General features: G+C 42.5%; 14 protein-coding genes. 4 read left to right on the forward strand and 10 right to left on the reverse strand.

Annotated elements, in window-relative coordinates:
- The 10 genes from VPNCDNU1_RS09140 to VPNCDNU1_RS09185 all read right to left on the reverse strand — a co-directional run bounded on the left by VPNCDNU1_RS09140 (window position 1) and on the right by VPNCDNU1_RS09185 (window position 11,999).
- On the reverse strand, window positions 1–1,224 hold the full coding sequence (locus VPNCDNU1_RS09140; RefSeq protein ID WP_104400056.1) for a type II secretion system F family protein: 1,224 nt from the start codon (window positions 1,222–1,224) through the stop codon (window positions 1–3).
- Between the two features lie 9 nt (window positions 1,225–1,233).
- Window positions 1,234–2,961 carry a GspE/PulE family protein gene (locus VPNCDNU1_RS09145; RefSeq protein ID WP_104400057.1) on the reverse strand — a complete coding sequence of 576 codons (1,728 nt, stop codon included), beginning with the start codon at window positions 2,959–2,961 and terminating at the stop codon, window positions 1,234–1,236.
- Complete coding sequence (locus tag VPNCDNU1_RS09150) at window positions 2,951–4,255, reverse strand: tetratricopeptide repeat protein (RefSeq protein WP_104400058.1); 1,305 nt, start codon at window positions 4,253–4,255, stop codon at window positions 2,951–2,953. Before VPNCDNU1_RS09150 ends, VPNCDNU1_RS09145 begins: the two co-directional genes overlap by 11 nt.
- Window positions 4,252–5,097 (reverse strand): ExeA family protein, encoded by an 846-nt coding sequence (locus VPNCDNU1_RS09155; protein ID WP_101113406.1) that lies wholly within the window; start codon window positions 5,095–5,097, stop codon window positions 4,252–4,254. The genes VPNCDNU1_RS09150 and VPNCDNU1_RS09155 overlap by 4 nt, the downstream gene beginning before the upstream one ends.
- A 2-nt stretch (window positions 5,098–5,099) precedes the next feature.
- Window positions 5,100–6,758, reverse strand: coding sequence for a pilus (MSHA type) biogenesis protein MshL (mshL, locus tag VPNCDNU1_RS09160; RefSeq protein ID WP_104400059.1), 1,659 nt, complete (start codon window positions 6,756–6,758; stop codon window positions 5,100–5,102).
- Window positions 6,759–6,773: 15 nt separating this feature from the next.
- Window positions 6,774–7,103, reverse strand: a complete 330-nt coding sequence (locus VPNCDNU1_RS09165) for an MSHA biogenesis protein MshK (protein ID WP_104400060.1) — start codon at window positions 7,101–7,103, stop codon at window positions 6,774–6,776.
- A complete protein-coding gene (gene pilO / locus VPNCDNU1_RS09170; RefSeq protein WP_104400061.1) occupies window positions 7,096–7,740 on the reverse strand; it encodes a type 4a pilus biogenesis protein PilO in 645 nt (214 codons plus the stop codon). Before pilO ends, VPNCDNU1_RS09165 begins: the two co-directional genes overlap by 8 nt.
- Window positions 7,741–9,171: an MSHA biogenesis protein MshI gene (locus VPNCDNU1_RS09175; RefSeq protein ID WP_104400062.1), complete on the reverse strand. Its 1,431-nt coding sequence runs from the start codon at window positions 9,169–9,171 to the stop codon at window positions 7,741–7,743.
- Window positions 9,172–9,181: 10 nt separating this feature from the next.
- Window positions 9,182–11,167 (reverse strand): RNase E specificity factor CsrD, encoded by a 1,986-nt coding sequence (gene csrD / locus VPNCDNU1_RS09180; protein WP_104400063.1) that lies wholly within the window; start codon window positions 11,165–11,167, stop codon window positions 9,182–9,184.
- A 274-nt stretch (window positions 11,168–11,441) separates the two neighbouring features.
- Complete coding sequence (locus VPNCDNU1_RS09185; RefSeq protein ID WP_104400064.1) at window positions 11,442–11,999, reverse strand: single-stranded DNA-binding protein; 558 nt, start codon at window positions 11,997–11,999, stop codon at window positions 11,442–11,444.
- A 452-nt stretch (window positions 12,000–12,451) separates the two neighbouring features.
- Here VPNCDNU1_RS09185 and VPNCDNU1_RS09190 point away from each other — a divergent pair, with 452 nt between their 5' ends.
- The 4 genes from VPNCDNU1_RS09190 to VPNCDNU1_RS09205 all read left to right on the forward strand — a co-directional run bounded on the left by VPNCDNU1_RS09190 (window position 12,452) and on the right by VPNCDNU1_RS09205 (window position 18,881).
- Complete coding sequence (locus VPNCDNU1_RS09190) at window positions 12,452–13,111, forward strand: LuxR C-terminal-related transcriptional regulator (protein ID WP_167404756.1); 660 nt, start codon at window positions 12,452–12,454, stop codon at window positions 13,109–13,111.
- Window positions 13,112–13,202: 91 nt separating this feature from the next.
- A complete protein-coding gene (gene galU, locus VPNCDNU1_RS09195) occupies window positions 13,203–14,072 on the forward strand; it encodes a UTP--glucose-1-phosphate uridylyltransferase GalU (RefSeq protein ID WP_104400066.1) in 870 nt (289 codons plus the stop codon).
- A 127-nt stretch (window positions 14,073–14,199) separates the two neighbouring features.
- On the forward strand, window positions 14,200–17,022 hold the full coding sequence (gene uvrA, locus VPNCDNU1_RS09200; protein WP_104400067.1) for an excinuclease ABC subunit UvrA: 2,823 nt from the start codon (window positions 14,200–14,202) through the stop codon (window positions 17,020–17,022).
- 71 nt (window positions 17,023–17,093) lie between these two features.
- Window positions 17,094–18,881: a PglL family O-oligosaccharyltransferase gene (locus VPNCDNU1_RS09205; RefSeq protein ID WP_104400068.1), complete on the forward strand. Its 1,788-nt coding sequence runs from the start codon at window positions 17,094–17,096 to the stop codon at window positions 18,879–18,881.
- The last annotated feature ends 12 nt before the right edge of the window (window positions 18,882–18,893 follow it).

Below are 18,893 nucleotides of genomic sequence, written 5' to 3' on the forward strand. Positions count from 1 at the left end.
CTATTTTTGAATCGCATCCAACATGCCCCACATTGGCAAGAAAATCCCCATAGCCAAAATCAAAACCATACCTGCAACAATAGTCAGCAGTAGAGGCTCTATTCTTGCCGTTAATGTTTTCAAGTCGTAATCCACTTCACGATCGTAGAAGTCCGAAACTTCAAGCAATAGCTCATCTATTCGACCAGTTTCCTCTCCTACAGAAATCATCTGTATTACCAAAGGGGTGAAAATTTGGCTCTGAATTGCCGTTGACGACACAGTACTTCCCGCTTCAATCGCCGATTTCATTTCTAAAATTCTAAGTTCTAAGAATCGATTCCCGAGCGCTTCGCCAGATAAAGCTAAAGACTGGTTTAACGGAACCCCAGATTTCAACATAAGAGCAAAAGTTCTTGAAAATCGTGATAGTTGAGCACGATTCACAATATCCCCCACAATAGGAATCCTTAACCTAAATTTATCCCACTTTTCTCTGCCATCAGGTGTTCCTATCCAAGCTTTCATGCCAAACAAAAAGGCAAAAAAGGCAAAAATCAGCCATACCCAATAATTTACAAAAAAGTTAGATGTACTAATCAAAATCCTTGTAGGCAAAGGCAAATCCACACCAAACCTTGCAAACATTGTAGCAAACTGCGGAATTACTTTAACATTCAACACTATCATTGCAATTGAAATAAAACTCAATACGAAAATTGGGTATCTCATTGCCGTTTTTATTCTTTTCCGCGTTTCCAATTCTTGTTCATAATATTGAGAAAGCTGCAACAAGGCTTGGTCTAAACGCCCCGTATTCTCACCAACATTGATCATTGAAATAAATAACGGACTGAATACTTTTGGGTATTGCTGCATGGACGAAGATAAGTTTCGACCATTGGTCAGCTCATTCCCGACATCTTCCAAAGCGTGTTTGAGTTGCTTGTTCCCACAATTTTGAACCAACCCTTTGATAGCTCTTAAGATGGGTACACCTGCTTTCGTCAAGCTATACAACTGTCGGCAAAATATAACGAACACTTCCAGCGGAATTGACGGCGTAAACAGCGCAGAAACATCGAATCCGGCACCGCCTTCTGCACTTTTTCCTTTACTTATCGAGGTCGGTATTACCCCTTTGTTTATCAATGCCTCAGCTGCGAGCTCTTCAGTCGGGGCATCAACCTGCCCTGCCACCTTACTGCCTTGTAAATCTCTGCCTTGGTATTGATAAGTCGCCATGTCGTAACCTTAGAGCAGAATCGGTTCAATCGTCGCTGAAGAGTCGCCTTCACCGAGATTCATAACTTCATCTAGACTCACTACACCTTTTAATGCGAGTTCCATAGCAGAAGCCAGCAGCGGTTTATACCCTGTAGCTCTGCGTGCTTGCTTTGCAAATTCGACTGCATCTCCTGAGCGAAGCGCATCCATCATATGCTGTTCGAGCTCAAGTAATTCGAACACACCAACACGCCCTCTGTACCCAGTGAGGTTACAGTTTTGACAACCAACACCTTTATAGAAAGTGGCATTCGCCTGATTTGGAAAACGACTCTCCAACCACTGCCTTCGAGCATCATCAATGTGATCTTCTGTGCGACAATCCGGACATATTTTCCGAACTAACCGCTGAGCCAACACTGCCCGAACAGCACTGGCAACCAAATACCCAGGAGCGCCCATATCCATCATACGCAGTGCGCTGTCGATGGCATCGTTTGTGTGTAAAGTGCTTAATACTAAGTGACCTGTTAATGCTGCTCTTAGCCCAATTTCCACCGTTTCTTGGTCACGCATTTCCCCCACTAATATAATGTCAGGATCTTGACGCAAGAATGTTCTTAATATCTTAGAGAACCCAAGATCAATCTTAGTATTCACCTGAACTTGGTTGACGCGCTCAAGCCTATACTCAACTGGGTCTTCCGCAGTTATGATTTTCTTGCCTGGTTCATTTAATTCAGAAAGCGCACCATAAAGCGTGGTTGTTTTACCAGAACCCGTCGGCCCCGTAACGAGGATCATGCCATGAGGGCGTCGAAGCTGTTTTCGCAATCTCAGCAGCAAACCTTCAGGTAAGCCAGATTCATCAAGTTTTCTAACGCCTGCAGATTGGTTGAGCAATCGCATAACGACCGATTCGCCATGCTGAACAGGCATAGTAGACATACGAATATCTACAGACTGCCCTTTAACGCGAATATTGAAACGACCATCTTGAGGTAAGCGTTTCTCTGAAATGTCCAGATTCGCCATTAGTTTAAGCCTCAAAACGAGTGCTGAAGCGATATTCACCTCATTCAACAGTGTTTCATGAAGCACACCATCAACACGCTGTCTGAGCCTTAGTACATTTGAATCAGGTTCAATGTGAATATCGGATGCGCCAACTTGAATCGCATCCTCAAACAGAGAGTTAACCAGTTTTACAACCGTCACCTCTTCGCTGTCTTCATCGTCTCCAAAAGAAAAATCGAACGTATCACTCACCTGATGCTCAGCTTGAAGCTGCTCTGCAAACGAGGCTATTTCTTTTGTTCGGCGATAGTATCGGTCAAAGCCTTCTACTAACTGCTTTTCTGGCGCGATGACAAAATCAAGCGCGTATTGTTGAAGCTGGCTTAGCAGCGATTCTTGAGCAAACAAATCAGCGGGGTCACTCATCGCAACACGCAATGTGTCACCCTGCCGACCTACAACTAACGCTCTCAATCGGCGGGCATGTACCTCGGGAAGAATTTGAACAGCATCAACATCAACGTTTGCTCGGCTAAGATCGATCAAAGGCACGTTAAGTTGCTGCGACAAGAAAGTCAGCATTTGCGTTTCAGTTAAGAAACCAAGCTGTATTAAAGTATCACCAAGCTTTCTGCCTGTACTCTTTTGGTGACTTAGGGCTTCGTCAACTTGATGTTCTGAAATGATGCCTTCTTCAATCAACAAATCACCAAGACGTTTACGTAATTTAATCTGCATTTGAAGACGCCTCTCTGTCATTGATATAAGCAATACGTTCACGAATAAAACTGTTGGTCTGTGCCGACAGTCCTACTCGATTAAGTGCTTTTTGATATGAGGCTTTTGCTTGAGAATACTTAGCGCTTCGCTCTTGCTGTATTCCCAGCCCTAACCACCACTTGCCATTATCCTTGTCTCTTCTCACTAGCATTTGATAACTTTCAAGTGCTATCGGATAATTTTTGAGTTGCTGTGCCAACCCAGCCCTAGCAGCGAGATAGTCTTGTCCTGGCTGAGGCGGCAAATACTCAAGAACATTTAAAGCCGCTTCGTTAATCCCTTCTTTTACCAAAATATTCATAGCGGCTAGCCTCAGTACTTGGCTATCTCGGTCTAGCACGATGCCTTTTTGCAATATTTCTAGAGATTGACGTACATTGCCACGCCCATAATAAAGCGCAGCCAATTTTTTACGTATCACTTCATCTTTAGGTAAGTAGCGTAGAGCCGATTGGTAGCCCTTTATCGCTCCATCAAAATCATTAGCATCTAACGATTTTTTTGCCCTCGACAATGCCTTATCCGCTAACTGCTTAGGAGTAAGTTCAACCTGCTGAATCGCAATTGCACCATCCGTTACAGGCTGTGGTGGTAGTTCAAATTCATCTGTTTCTGCAATTGAAGAAGCGCTTGCCAATTGAACTTTAGATGCTTTCTCAGAAACATCCTTCGCTTTTTCGGGATTTTCTTCTTTCTTTGAAGTGATTGTTTTCTTAGAAGTAAGTGCTTCCTTAGAAGTGACTGATTTTGGAGCGTCTAATTTTTTAACAATTTGTTTTTTCTCTGCCTTAACCTGTTTTTCTATAGGCTTAAGTGTAGATTGAGGTGTGACAATACTCTTTTCAGACTCAACAATTGCGACCTGTTCCTCATCAGTTACTGGGGATAATACGGAGCTTACTGATACTTCAGGATCTTCCGTAGCCTGATCTTGGTATATGTTAGCCACCGACTCAGATACGGTTTGTTGAGTTGGTGAAGCTACCTCCATCGTGACGACTGTAGTCACAGGTTTCACAACATCAGAGACGTTATCAGAGTTCACCTTTTCAGAAATTTGAGTAATTTCCGGATTGTCAGCAGATTGACCAAAAATAAACCAAGAACCACTGGCAACCAGTAGGGCAATGAATACAACCACCCAAATAGTTTGTGGACGTTTTTTAACGGGAGAAACATCCACTTTTTCAATGCGCCCTGAAGGCGATTTCTTATCTGACATTTCAGATAATGCTTTATTTATAACACTCATGATACCCCCCACCCCCATAGAAATGGCTTTTTAAACCGGGGTTTTACGGTGTCTAGCGTGTCATTAATCGCGTTATAAACGTGCTCCATATGGATATGAGTCGCGTTGGCAGTAAATGCTAATAGGAGTGCTTTATGGCAAACTTGGTTAATTAAGCGTGGAACGCCTCGAGAGGCTTTCCAAATCGCTTTTTTTACTTTTGCATCAAACAGGTTGACGTTTCCACCGCTCACCTGAACGCGATGGTCGATATACGCAAACGCTTCTTCAATAGAGAGCGGTCTTAATGTCGCGCTAAAGGAAATACGTTGGCGTAGCTGTCTAAGGTGGTGGTGCTCCAATCGGGCATCAAGCTCCGGCTGACCTAGCAAAACGATCTGCATCAGCTTAGCCTGCTCCGTTTCTAGATTTCCAAACAATCGGATCGCTTCGAGGGCTTCATCACTCAAGCCTTGTGCTTCATCGATCAACGCCACAACACGCTTCCCGTTCAGGTGCAGTTTTAGTAGTTGCGCTTGAATATCATCGACCAAGCTATCACTGTCTCGAATTTCGACCTCAAGCTCTTTTGCTATCGCAATCTTTAGTTCTTCACCGGTAAGCTGCGGGTTGGGTAAGTACACCAACGACACTTCATCGACTAGCTGGTTAATGAGCATACGGCATACCATGGTTTTCCCCGTGCCCACTTCTCCTGATACTTTTATAACGCCTTCACCCATGTCAATAGCAGACAAAACGGTTTGGATCGCCTCATAATGCGGTACTAACCCCTGAAACAATTCAGTGTTGGGGGTTAGCGAAAAAGGCGCTTGTTTAAATCCAAAAAATGTCTGATACATAATTATTCTTCAGGGAACCACTCTTGTAATAAGTCTCGTGAACGTTCCAATTCTTGCTGCCATGTGTTAACGCCGACCACGGTTGGTCTTAGTAAAATCACTAGCTCTGTTTTTTGAGTAAGCTTGGTCACGTTTCGGAACAAATGCCCCAAGCCAGGAACATCGCCTAAAAATGGTACTTTGGAAACTTGATCAATTGTGTTTGACTTCATCAAGCCGCCGATTACGACAACATCACCATCTCGTGCTCGAATGACCGAATCCGATTCACGAATCGAGCTTTTAGCTAGAGGGACTTCGTATTTTTTACCCTCAATATTGATGACTTTTGTTTGTGTTTGCACATCAATCACCGCAGGGTGGACATGAAGAAGAACAAAGCCATCATCATCAATTTGCGGTGTTACGTCCAAAGAGATACCTGAGAAAAATGGCGTTAGCTCTATGTCTGGTGCAACATTTGCGTTGTCTCCACTGCCTACCACACTAGAAATGTCGGTGACGAAATATTCATCAGAGCCTACTTTTATGACGGCTTTCTGATTATTTGCTGCCGTAACCCGTGGGCTAGACAAGACATTAAGATCACCTTGTGTGCCAACAAAGCTCAACACACCATTGAAATCACCATTTTTAATGGTGACATTGGTTTGACCGCCTAACAGTGAGCCAATTGCATCAAGACCAGGTAAAGCAGGTATACTTCCATCAGCAGGAATTAGACCCCGTCCTATGGAAACACTCGCGTTCCCAAATGTTGATGTTAGACCGCTCCAATTGATCCCTTGTTGGTAACCATCAGATAAAGTGACCTCAAGGATTTTCGCTTCTAAAATCACTTGTCGCTGCATGCGCTGCTGCGACACACCAAGGAATTGCCTTATCTCTCTTATCTCGTCTGGGTATGCTCGAATCGTTAAAACACTGGCTTGAGGTGAAACAACCACATTCCGGCCATCTCCTGTGCCGATAAGCGTCTGAGCTGCTTTTTCTAATTGAGCCCAAAAATCACTTTCACTGATGGTTTCTATCTCAGTGCCACCAGTAGGAGAAGTACTGGAACTGCTAGACGAGCTCGAATTATTACTGGAGCTTGAGGAGCTAGAGCTGTTGCTTGATGAACTAGAGCTACTTCCGCCATCCTTACTGGTAATAGATCCGGTTGTAATAGAAGTAAGTGAACGCCCTAACCGTTTAAATTGAAGGTAGTCGATTGGAATGGTTTCGGTACGCAATCCAGCTGGGTAAACCTGAATAAGCTTTCCACTTTGGACGACTTCGAACCCGTAAAGATCACGAACCACTTTAAGCACTTCGTCTAACGTTACATCAGTCAGATTAACGGTAATTCGCCCCGCAACATCAGGGTGGATCGCTGCGCTGTAGTCCGTCCCTTTAACAAGGCTTGCAAAGAAGGTTTTTGCCTCGACACCATTGGCTTGTACTCGAAAGCGCTTCAGGGTTGGAGAAACCGCAAACTCTTCGTTTGCTAACTCAGGCATCAAATCAGCCTGAACGGAAGCAGGAAGCTCATCTAAGCTTTTACTACTCGCTTCATTGATCACTTCATTAAGCGCTTCTTTAACCTCGACAGGCTCCCGGTGCCCCATGGAGCAAGCCGTTAGTGACGCGATGATGGCTACTACTACAATATTACGCATAATGTCTATGAAACCTTAGTGTTTAATGTCAGAGGGAAATAGCTCTAGTCGCCATTTTTTCCCGCTCTTTATCAAATCTACAAATTCTGGTTCGATCCTGTTGGCCAGATACCCTTGGATGTACTTCCCTTTCTCTACAATTTTATCATTTAAGATGGCATAGCATGGCGCACCTTCTGCACAAATAATGGATTGCAGCTTTGGTACTGGAGCGACTGTTTTTTTCTTAGTTTGTTTCTGTATTGTTGTCTTTGGTGCTTGCCAGCCAAGTGGAGCTGTAGGGTCTTGGTTGGCGTGCCCAAAAGAGCTAAATATTATTGCTAAAGCTAAAAAAATTCTAACCACCGATAAACTCCTGTCCCGTACCTAATGTATAGACAATAAGAACCAAACGCGCCGACGGATAATCTTCAACTTGATATTGATAACTGCGCCAAAAGTACGTGGTAGGCATACTCTCAAGTTCAATCAAATAATTTTTTATATCAAAGTATCGACCTGTAACTTCAATTTTCACAGGATGAATGTAGTACCCAACCGCTTGAGAGCTTCCCCCTGCGATGATGGGCTCCGCAGGTAGAGAGTTTAGACTTTCTAACTTTAGCCCTTTACTCCCGATGAGTACATTTTCTAACAATTCAGCCATTTGGCTAGGTGTAACTAAAGATTCAACCAATAAATCTAGACGCTCAGATAACTGCTGGCTGTGTTTTTTTAAGCGAGCAAGCTCTTCATCGACCTCTTTGTTTGGATCAGTCCTAAGCTGTTTATTGACCGTTGCTATTAGATCTTTGGTTGTTTTTATGGACTGTGTTAAAGAAGAGTACTCACTGTTTTGAGAAGCTTTGACTTTAAATGACGGTTCCAAAAAGAACGTCAATATGATGAAGAAGATCGCGACCCATCCACCAGCAGTAATTAACCATTTCTCTCGGCTAGAAAGAGCTGAAAACTTCTCACTTAAATCTTGAAGAAGTGCCATTTATTCACCTCCTCTTTTAGCTTGCAGATCAAATGTCACTATATCGTCGTCATTTCTACCGATATTGAGCTGCTCAAAATTACGCCCGACTAAATCTAACTCACTTCTAAATTGTTTAATCCAGCTAGGAACTGCACTAGGTGTTCGAGCTAGACCTGATACGTTCAGTGTGTTCTGGCTAATAGTTATTTGGCTGAGTGATATATCATTTCTCCCTAACCGAGATAACGCACTCATAATTCCCGAGTAGCCAACTTGCTTTTGATTATCAAACTGCCCGACTGCATTAAGAGAAGCTTCTTTTGCTTTTATGTCTTTTTCAATTCTAACCACGGCATCCAGTTTATTTGGGGAGGGTTTATGCTCACCCAACATGGTTTTCAGTTCAGATAGCTGAGTCTTAAGTACTTTAGATTGCTCTGACAAACGTGCAATTTTCGTTTTTTCAGTACGAATCTGATATTCATTGAACCCATAATAGCTCAGCATAACCAAACCAACGATCAACCAACTTGCAGCTACAACTGGCAAGGTAAAGAATTCTTTTTTGGGCTTTAGGTGTTCTGGGTATAAGTTGACGTGGTATTGGGCGCCAAGAGCGTTATGAGAAAGTACTTCCCCACAACGCTTGTCTTCTTCCATTAACGTTCCGACTTTGACACTTAACCTTTCTTCCAGTGCCGAAGTCAGTTCTTCATCAACTTCATCATCGCAACATATAAACAGTTTATGGAACTGTGCCTGTTTGATTTGAGAGCTGAGATAATCGATCGAACGTTGCATTTCGAGTGCAAGTCCGTCAATTTGCAAGCTACTTGCTTGAGGACCTGTAAGCGGAGGGGACACTCCACGAATGGTCCTGTGAAAGCATATATCTCTTCCTACATAAGCATTTATTTTAAAACTGCTGTGTGCACTTTGATGGAGCAATAAAAAATCTTCAGCCTGCTGATGAGTCTGACCCCAAACTTCATCTTCAGGTAAAATTCTATCCAACTCTACTTGGCATTTTTCCAATATAGCAAGCAATGGAGTGAGTATTCGCTTACTCATTACATAGGCTTGAATCTTATTGCTGTTAGGTAATGCGATGCCATCTGCAACGATGTCTGATACTCGTTCGGCGATCAGATCTTTAAGTAAAAAAGGAAGGGCGACCGACCATTCCTCTTCTGGCAACTCAGGTCGTTCAATTTGATAAGTTTGGTAATGGTGAGATCCTAAAACAATAACAACACTGGAATTCGCATATTGTTCTTCAGTCAAAAGCTTAAGAAGTGTTTTTTCCCAACCTTTCTCTTTTACTGAAAATGATTCGACTTTGTTGTCAAATGAGCAGTAAACGGCATCTTCAAGGAGAGCAATACTCACCTTTTTAGTACTGGAACTTTTCCCTTTCAAGCGTTCTAGCAAAGAAACCATTTTATTCATTAGTTACTGCTCACATTTTCTGTCGCCATCGATTTCTGCGACCAATTTTAACCTTTGATGCAAGACGCTTAGGAAAGAGTAGTTCTTCTTTTACGAAAAACCGACCTTGCCCCCCGTCAATACCCAAATTTTGTAAAGCTATCCATTCAGAGCTATTTTCGACCCCAACAGCAATAACTTTAGTTTTACTGTCCATGCAAGCGCCAATTAAGCTTCTTATGAACAACTGATTTTCTTGTCTTTGGTCTATTTTTTTTATCAAACTGCGATGCAATTTAAGATAATCAACATCCAAATCTTTTATGTAATGTGTACTTGCAATTGTCCTGCCAGCTTGGTGAACAATAATTTTGCACCCCAATCCAGAGATCATACGAATAACCGGACGAACATAGTCCAAGTTTTTTACCAAACTACTTTCCGAAAATTCAAAGCTAATGCTCTTTCGTATTTCGCTTGGCAGTTGTAATAGCTCATCTCGCAGCCAACGTGTATAGAGTTTTTCTTTGAATGGAAGCACATTTATATTTAAAGAATAACATATTCTTTCATTTTTCGTCTTTAACCAGTCAAGAATTTCTTGAATTACAACACGATCCATGGTCATTTCATAACCAACTTGTTCGATAGCTGCCATAAATCTGGATGCTTTTATAATTGCACCGCTTTCATCCTTCAATCTTAGAAATAATTCATGATGCAATAATTCTTCTTGTTGATTCTCTCTTATAAAGCAAGGTTGTGAATATATTTGTATATTAGATGAGCAAAGTGTTTTGTCGAACAATGTCCTCCAACGGACGTTTCCTCTGGCAATATCTTTCTTTTGCTTTTTATCAAACCGAGACCAATTATTCACCGGCTCTATTTGTGCTGTTTTCAGTGCAGTTTCAGCCTCATCTAATATATAACCACGCCTCTCCCCTTCTGAATATAAACTTGCACCGATATGGCACCAGTTATCGGGAGATAATGGCGAAAGTGGCTCTATTTTGGAAATCTGCTTTATGACTTGGCTACAAAGTGCTTCTATTTCTTTGCTGCCTTGGTGAGGAATCAAAATGGCAAAGTCAGACTCGTAGTAGCGCGAGAAAATAACATCCGGAAAACGCTGAACAATGTTTGATAAACTTTGTCCAACTTCAATAGTGAATTCATCAACAGAAACTTTATCATTGATTGAGATTACATCATCCCAAGCTTTGATTCTAAATAATACAATCCCGCCGTATGATCCCGCCTCTTGTAAACTTGCTTCTAACTTTGAGTCAAAGAGTACTCGATTAGCAGCGCCTGTAAGTTGGTCTAAAAAAGTATGAGTGCGAATAAAGGTGTCAAAGCGGCTACGTTCTTGCCGCGAATCTCTCAACTCTTCGATTAACTTGTCTAACGCCTCACTTGCGGTGTAAGGCCACTCTCGCAGATCACCTTCGGCAAATTCTTGTGTTTTGCCAGCTAGGATCATTCGCCCTCTTTCTTCTAACAGTTCGGAGCCATATAGCTGCTCTTTCAGCCACTTAATGCCTTGTATTAAACAAAAAACAATCAATAAAACCGCTAGCGTAATCGAAGACATTGCACCAACAGAATACTCAAGCCCAACATAAGGTGGTAATACTGTAAAATGAATCTGGTAGCCTGAGTGGTGTTGTAGCGGATAAGTGAGTTGTTGCGCGCGTTCTACTTGCAAAAATGAGCGGGTATCTTTGTAGTGATACATCGAACCTGATGGCGAGGTGACATCCATTTCAAGCACATTACTCGCTTGCAGCAGTTTTGGCAGCCATTTCGCCATAGATTCTGCAGCTTCAGGGTTATCTAGTTCAGAATCAACAACATCTGCGATGCCTGAGATATAGTGATGGACATATTCCTGCCCTATTCGCTTAAACGAAAGCGTCCCACCAATAAAAAGAATGAACATGGCACTGACGACGATCATGGTCACAAATGCAACCAATCGAGTGCTTAATTTGAGCGTAGGGGTGTATCGCATTGTCAGGCGAATTCCTTTTCTTGTTAGTTCAAGTAAGACTTCCTGGCTCTGTTGAACGAGCAACACGAAGTTTCATTTTCTAAGAATCGCACAATCGATATCATGCCCAAGTAGCCTAATACCTTGAGGTTACTTGGGTATATTGTGAATAGGGAATGGATGATACACAAGTTATTCGATGAAAAACCTAAACAAAAGCCGCGAAAATTCGCGGCTTTGTTGAATATTACGAAATGCTCAAAGATTGAGATTTGTTTTATTCTTCTGAAAATCTCTAGAATGGAATATCGTCATCGAAATCCATTGGCGGCTCATTGTATTGAGGTTGAGCCTGTTGAGGCGCTTGTTGCTGCGGCTGTGACTGCTGCTGTTGCGCTGCAGGTTGTTGATAAGACTGCTGCTGTTGCGTTGGCTGTTGTGGCTGCCCCCAACCTCCTTGCTGCTGTCCCATGCCTTGACCTGGAGCACCTTGCCCTTGCTGGCGACCGCCAAGCATTTGCATTACACCATTGAAGCCCTGAACAACCACTTCTGTTGTGTAGCGATCTTGACCACTTTGATCTTGCCACTTACGAGTTTGCAATTGACCTTCAATGTATACCTGCGAGCCTTTACGCAAATATTCACCCGCTACTTCAGCCAGTTTTCCAAACAAAGCAACACGATGCCATTCTGTTTTTTCACGCTGTTCGCCTGTCGCTTTATCACGCCACGATTCTGAAGTCGCAATGGTAATGTTTGCCACAGCACCGCCGCTAGGCATATAGCGGATTTCTGGGTCATTACCTAAATTCCCCACTAAAATAACTTTATTTATTCCACGGCTAGCCATGTTTTGCTCCGTCTAAAATTCACTTCGACTAAAATTTAACGCTCAAGGATACCATGATATCAGCAATGCTCAAATCAAGACCTACATACTAAAATTATAGTCCCAAGTTACCTCTTGGGTTAGAGTCTTTCAACTGGGAGCAACTTGAGTGTCAACGTTATTTGTATGCGATCATCATGGCAGATAAGCACATGAAATCGCAATGAGATATTGGATCATTCTACTCTTTTTTAGAGACTGTCTAATTTCACATCACTATTATAAATATCAATTACTTAAAATATTATCCTCTGCATTTCCATTTTGGGATGCTCTACAAGAAACGAAGCCAGTAACCGCCATTTTGCTTTATAAAAAATGATTGATAAATTATTTTTGAACGTTAGATATTCAAACTATTTTATAATCTTGATGAATACTTCATCGTGAACCTTTTGGCCATGGATTCAAACATGAACGAAAAACCGCTATCACCTGCTATTCTCTTGGTTTCTGATAACAGCCAAGGTCACACGCTTCTTTCAAAGACTTTGCTACCAAAACTCTCCAGCAAAATAGGTAAAGAAGCGAAAGCCGTTACAGCAAAAGATGTTCATTGCCTTGATGAAACCATTAATCCTCTTCTTTTCCTAATCGATACAGCGCAGGTTTTGGATGATGCCATGCTTCAAGAAGCACTTTTTAGCTTCCCCCAAAAGGTTTACACCATATTGTTAAATGTTGATAAGAAAATGACGCTTTCTGAAATACTAAAGTGGCGCTGCCTGTATGGTTATTTCTTAAAAACAGACACACAAGATGATATCTGCAAGGGTGTCGAGTGCATAGCGAATGGTCAAAGTTGGTTACCACGAGATACGATGACTCAAATGGTGGACTATTATCAAACGGCAATGATCAGTCATAAGCCCGCATTTGATGTTGAATTGACCCGCAGAGAACTTGATGTTCTGCAAAGCCTTAAAACCGGTGCTTCCAACATGGAGATTGCTGATGAGCTTTTTATCAGTGAGCACACTATAAAATCACACCTATATAATATTTTTAAGAAACTGGATGTTAAAAATCGCATTCAAGCAATGGCGTGGGCTAAACAACATTTGTCTTCTTAAAAATGTTCAATTTTTACAGTTCGATTCACACAGCGACCATGGTAAAGTTAGGCACAATTTTAGGAACCAAATAATTCAATTAGGATAGATTATGATTAAAAAGTGTTTGTTCCCTGCAGCTGGCTACGGTACGCGCTTCTTACCTGCAACAAAATCGATGCCCAAAGAAATGATGCCAATCGTGAGTAAACCCCTCATAGAGTACGGCGTAGAAGAAGCGATCGAAGCAGGCATGGATGGTATGTGTATTGTGACTGGTCGTGGTAAGCACTCCATCATGGATCATTTCGATAAAAACTACGAACTTGAGCACCAAATAAACGGCACCAACAAAGAAGAATTGCTGGTCGACATTCGAAACGTGATTGAGTCGGCTCATTTCACATACATCCGCCAACGCGAAATGAAGGGCTTAGGACACGCAATCTTAACTGGCAAAGAGTTGGTTGGTGACAACCCATTCGCTGTTGTGCTTGCTGATGACCTTTGTGTAAACGAATCACAAGGCGTCTTGGCTCAAATGGTTGCTCTTTACAAGCAATTTCGCTGCTCAATTGTTGCGGTACAAGAAGTACCAGAAGATGAGACTCATAAATACGGTGTCATCTCTGGTGAAATGATCAAAGACGATCTATTCCGTGTTGATGATATGGTGGAAAAACCAGAAGCAGGAACAGCGCCAAGTAACTTAGCCATCATCGGACGCTATATTTTGACTCCTGACATTTTCGAACTTATCGAACAAACGGAGCCTGGCAAAGGTGGGGAAATTCAAATTACCGATGCCCTTCTAAAACAAGCGAAATCAGGCTGTGTTCTGGCGTATAAATTTAAAGGTAAAAGGTTCGACTGCGGCAGTGTGGAAGGATACATCGAAGCGACAAACTACTGCTTTGAAAACCTTTACCAAAAAGATAAAAAGAAGACAGAGTTAGATAAACACTCGACTCACAAAGCATAACGTCTTCTTTGCTGGATTAAGTAACAGTACTCAAGCTGAATACTGTTATTTTATCCAGTATTTTTTCTTTGCACAAAAATAAGTCTATGTAATACTTGTGGCTATCAATTACACAAGAGCATAGCAGATGGACACCATTGATGTACGTGGCGCTAGAACCCACAACCTCAAAGACATAAACCTCACTATTCCACGAGACAAGTTAATTGTCATTACTGGGCTTTCTGGCTCAGGAAAGTCTTCTTTAGCCTTTGATACTCTTTATGCAGAAGGGCAACGCCGTTATGTCGAGTCTTTATCAGCTTATGCTCGCCAGTTTCTTTCATTGATGGAAAAACCGGATGTTGACCATATTGAAGGTTTATCCCCTGCCATTTCGATTGAGCAAAAATCAACGTCTCACAACCCAAGATCGACCGTAGGCACGATTACTGAGGTATACGATTATCTTCGACTTTTATACGCACGTGTAGGTGAACCTCGTTGCCCTGAGCACAAAACTCCATTGGCAGCTCAAACGGTTAGCCAAATGGTCGACAAGGTATTGGAACTGCCAGAAGGCAGCAAAATGATGTTGCTTGCCCCCATCGTTAAAGAACGAAAAGGGGAGCATGTTAAAACATTAGAAAATTTAGCCGCACAAGGTTTTATTCGAGCACGAATTGATGGTGATATTTGCGATCTGTCTGATCCTCCAACTTTGGAGCTTCATAAGAAACATACAATAGAGGTTGTTGTAGATAGGTTTAAGGTACGAGGCGACCTTCAGCAACGTTTAGCCGAGTCGTTTGAAACGGCATTAGAACTGTCTGGTGGCATTGCCTCAGTATGCGATATGGATGACTCATCCAAGCAAGACATCATTTTTTCTGCTAATTTCGCCTGTTCGCACTGTGGCTATAGCATGCAGGAACTTGAACCAAGGCTGTTTTCATTTAACAACCCTGCTGGCGCATGCCCTACTTGTGATGGCTTGGGTGTACAGCAGTTTTTTGATCCTAGCCGAATCATCGTTGACGCATTCATCAGTCTTGCGGATGGCGCAATTCGAGGCTGGGATAGAAAAAATTATTACTACTATCAAATGCTGGGGTCCGTTGCTGATCATTACGGGTTTGACTTAGACACACCTTTCGACAAATTGCCGAAAAAATTTCAAGATGTAGTGCTTCGAGGCTCTGGTCGAACTCAAATTGAATTTACCTACATCAATGATCGAGGTGATAGCCGAACGAAGAAGCACCCATTTGAAGGGATTCTCAATACGCTAGAACGCCGATACCGAGACACTGAATCCAACTCTGTTCGTGAAGAGCTTTCCAAATACATTTCAACCAAATCTTGTAGTACCTGTGGCGGTACAAGGCTTCGCACTGAAGCGCGTAATGTGTTTATCGAAGATACGCCATTACCTGCCGTTGCTGAAATGAGCATCAGCGATGCGATGTCGTTTTTTCAAAACCTCGAGCTGACAGGTCAAAAAGCTAAGATCGCCGATAAGGTGATGAAAGAGATCAACGACCGACTGCACTTTCTAGTCAACGTTGGTCTTAATTACCTCAACCTTTCTCGAAGCGCCGAGACTTTATCAGGTGGTGAAGCTCAAAGAATCAGACTGGCTAGCCAAATCGGTGCTGGCTTAGTTGGCGTTATGTATGTTCTGGATGAACCTTCCATAGGTCTTCACCAGCGAGACAATGAAAGGCTGTTAAAAACGCTGATACACCTGAGAGATTTAGGTAATACCGTTTTGGTTGTCGAGCACGACGAAGATGCCATACGCTGTGCTGACCATGTGATTGATATTGGTCCGGGAGCTGGTGTTCATGGAGGCGAAGTGGTTGCAGAAGGCGATATGCAAGCTATTCTCGACAATCCAAACTCCCTCACAGGTCAATACCTCAGCGGAGCAAAATCCATTGTGGTTCCTAAGGATCGTACGCCAATGGATCCGAAAAAAGTAGTTGAGCTGCTTGGTGCCTCTGGAAACAATCTTAAGAATGTCGATCTATCCATTCCAGTAGGGCTCTTCACCTGTATTACAGGTGTATCGGGATCGGGTAAATCTACCTTAATCAATGATACTTTTTACAAGATTGCACAAACTCAGCTTAATGGTGCCAGTATTGCGACTCCTGCACCTTACAAAAAAGTCGTTGGGCTTGAACATTTCGACAAAGTCATCGATATCGATCAAAGCCCAATAGGTCGAACACCACGTTCAAACCCAGCAACATACACGGGTATATTTACGCCTATTCGTGAGCTCTTTGCAGGCACTCAAGAATCACGCGCCAGAGGATATAAGCCAGGTCGCTTCAGCTTTAACGTTCGTGGAGGACGCTGTGAAGCTTGTCAGGGGGATGGGGTAATTAAAGTTGAAATGCACTTCTTACCTGATGTCTATGTACCTTGTGATGTTTGTACGGGTAAACGCTACAACCGAGAAACATTAGAAGTTCGATACAAAGGTAAAACCATTGATGAAGTGCTGGAAATGACTGTCGAAGACGCACGTGAATTCTTTGACCCTGTACCTGTCATCGCAAGAAAGCTTCAAACATTAATGGACGTCGGTTTGTCTTACATTCGACTTGGTCAGGCGGCGACCACACTATCAGGCGGTGAAGCTCAACGAGTAAAATTAGCCAGAGAGCTCTCTAAACGAGATACAGGTAAAACACTGTACATTCTTGATGAACCGACAACGGGTCTGCACTTCCATGACATTCAGCAGTTGCTGACGGTCTTACATCGCCTGAGAGATCATGGGAATACCGTTGTGGTTATCGAACATAATCTGGACGTTGTCAAGACCGCAGATTGGGTCGTCGATCTAGGACCAGAAGGTGGACAAGGTGGCGGTGAAATTATTGCGCAAGGAACTCCGGAGGAAGTCGCAAAAGTTAAAGGTTCCCATACGGCTCGCTTCTTAAAGTCTATGCTTTAAAACGAAAAATGATAGTATCACTCAACGGTCTGGCTGCAGACCGTTGAAATCTATTAAGGAAACATTCAAATATGGCAACTCTGCTCGTCCGAGGATCACAGCTCGAGTCCAATAAAACCCGAACACCACTCAATCGGAAATTTTTAATCGTAATTGCGTGTACGTTTTTAGTTGCCATGAATGTTTTTATGCCAAATCCGGGTGGTTCAGGGTTGGCTTTATCATTTAACCCTTCAACTTGGATAGGGCTTTCTTTTGCTCTAGCACTAGGGTTCTATCAGATATCACACCGCTACCAGATTCGTTATTCCAAACTCGGTGTAGTGCTTCTTTTATGTGGTGCAGTTCTTACCATCCCCATATTCCTCCCCAACGCCATTCTAGAAGAGTCTACAGGTCGAATTTTGGGGTTATGGTCTGGACTAATTTTATTTTTTGTCCTTCAACAGTTTCAATTTACGAACAAGCAAAAGCAGCGCTTACTTTGGTTTATTCTCATTGCCACTGTATTACAAGGTCTCTACGGATACGTACAGTTCCTTGCCCTAGAGCCCGATAACATATTGGGGTACAACACGGTAGCTAACCGTCCTTATGGCATTTTTCAGCAACCAAATGTTCTTGCCAGCTTTTTAGCAACGGGATTAGTCCTTTCTGGTTACCTGCTTGCGAGACAACCTCAAAAATACAGACGGAAATTGGGGCAATTGATTTTCCTTGTTTCCGTACCGGCACTCAGCGTATCGTTGCTTGTTATAGTTGCTTCCAGAACAGGGTGGCTAGGGGCAACACTCGCATCATTACTGGTCATACCTTATTTAATAAGATTTTCTACTCCCAAAAGAGTCTGCGCTTGGCTAACATCCATTGTCGTTGGCATATTACTTGGTCTTACTGTTCCTCAATTGACTGAATCCAACTTTGACAATCTTTTAAAAGATAAACAGCATTTAGATAGTGTAAGAACAGTTTTTTTCCCACAAGCCATCGATATGATCATCGAGAAGCCATTTACGGGGTATGGGTACGGTCATTTTGAATCTTCCTATGTTTTGTACACTGCGAGGCAACATCAATTAAATAGTGATTACCCACCAGCAGTAGCAGCATTGGATCACCCTCATAATGAGCTTATGTTATGGGGAGTAGAAGGCGGTGTGGTTACGATAGTCGCAATTCTATTGGCTGGGGTATATATCATTTATAAGGCTTCATCAGCCCGAAAAGGAACCAAACTGGGACTTTTAGCGCTCTTTGTTCCAATTGCTGTCCACAGTCAATTAGAGTATCCGTTTTATCACTCTGCCATTCACTGGATGACATTCATCATTCTGCTATATTGGCTCGATCAAAGAACAGCTCGATACAAAGCAGTGAATTTTAGCGTCGTCAGTAAAATTACGCTGAGGGTATCCAGTCTAGTGTTACCCATTTTAACCACGTTCTATATGCTCAGTACGCTGCACACAAATTACGTACTTACCCAATTTGAAAAATCGCAGCCAAGAAACCCTAGTATCCTAGAAAAAGTCAGTAACCCTGTTGCGTGGAAAGACAGATACAATTGGGATATTTACAGCACATACCTAACCATAGGGTTATTTACGAAAGACAATACACTTATCGAACCCTATATTGAGTGGTCTCAAGATATTATACAAAGAAAGCCGAGACCAGCTTTTTACAATAATCTGATCGTGGCGTATAGAGGGATGGGCAACGAAAGCAAAGCGAAACAAATTCAAGAAGAAGCTGAATACCTTTTCCCAAAACTTGATTTCTCAAAAGTACGATACTCAAAGGCATCGCAAGCAATTATCACTGAAAATCATGATGAATCAAAAAAAGCCGCTGAATAAGCGACTTTAGCG

It is taken from the genome of Vibrio penaeicida (assembly GCF_002933855.1).
In the GTDB taxonomy this organism is placed as follows: Bacteria; Pseudomonadota; Gammaproteobacteria; order Enterobacterales; family Vibrionaceae; genus Vibrio; species Vibrio penaeicida_A.

Coding starts and splice junctions, on each gene's coding strand:
- VPNCDNU1_RS09140 (WP_104400056.1), bottom strand. CDS start 1,224: ATGGCGACTTATCAATACCAAGGCAGAGATTTACAAGGCAGTAAGGTG.
- uvrA (WP_104400067.1), top strand. CDS start 14,200: ATGGACACCATTGATGTACGTGGCGCTAGAACCCACAACCTCAAAGAC.
- VPNCDNU1_RS09150 (WP_104400058.1), bottom strand. CDS start 4,255: ATGAGTGTTATAAATAAAGCATTATCTGAAATGTCAGATAAGAAATCG.
- VPNCDNU1_RS09205 (WP_104400068.1), top strand. CDS start 17,094: ATGGCAACTCTGCTCGTCCGAGGATCACAGCTCGAGTCCAATAAAACC.
- VPNCDNU1_RS09175 (WP_104400062.1), bottom strand. CDS start 9,171: ATGAATAAAATGGTTTCTTTGCTAGAACGCTTGAAAGGGAAAAGTTCC.
- VPNCDNU1_RS09190 (WP_167404756.1), top strand. CDS start 12,452: ATGAACGAAAAACCGCTATCACCTGCTATTCTCTTGGTTTCTGATAAC.
- VPNCDNU1_RS09185 (WP_104400064.1), bottom strand. CDS start 11,999: ATGGCTAGCCGTGGAATAAATAAAGTTATTTTAGTGGGGAATTTAGGT.
- VPNCDNU1_RS09155 (WP_101113406.1), bottom strand. CDS start 5,097: ATGTATCAGACATTTTTTGGATTTAAACAAGCGCCTTTTTCGCTAACC.
- mshL (WP_104400059.1), bottom strand. CDS start 6,758: ATGCGTAATATTGTAGTAGTAGCCATCATCGCGTCACTAACGGCTTGC.
- csrD (WP_104400063.1), bottom strand. CDS start 11,167: ATGCGATACACCCCTACGCTCAAATTAAGCACTCGATTGGTTGCATTT.
- galU (WP_104400066.1), top strand. CDS start 13,203: ATGATTAAAAAGTGTTTGTTCCCTGCAGCTGGCTACGGTACGCGCTTC.
- pilO (WP_104400061.1), bottom strand. CDS start 7,740: ATGGCACTTCTTCAAGATTTAAGTGAGAAGTTTTCAGCTCTTTCTAGC.
- VPNCDNU1_RS09145 (WP_104400057.1), bottom strand. CDS start 2,961: ATGCAGATTAAATTACGTAAACGTCTTGGTGATTTGTTGATTGAAGAA.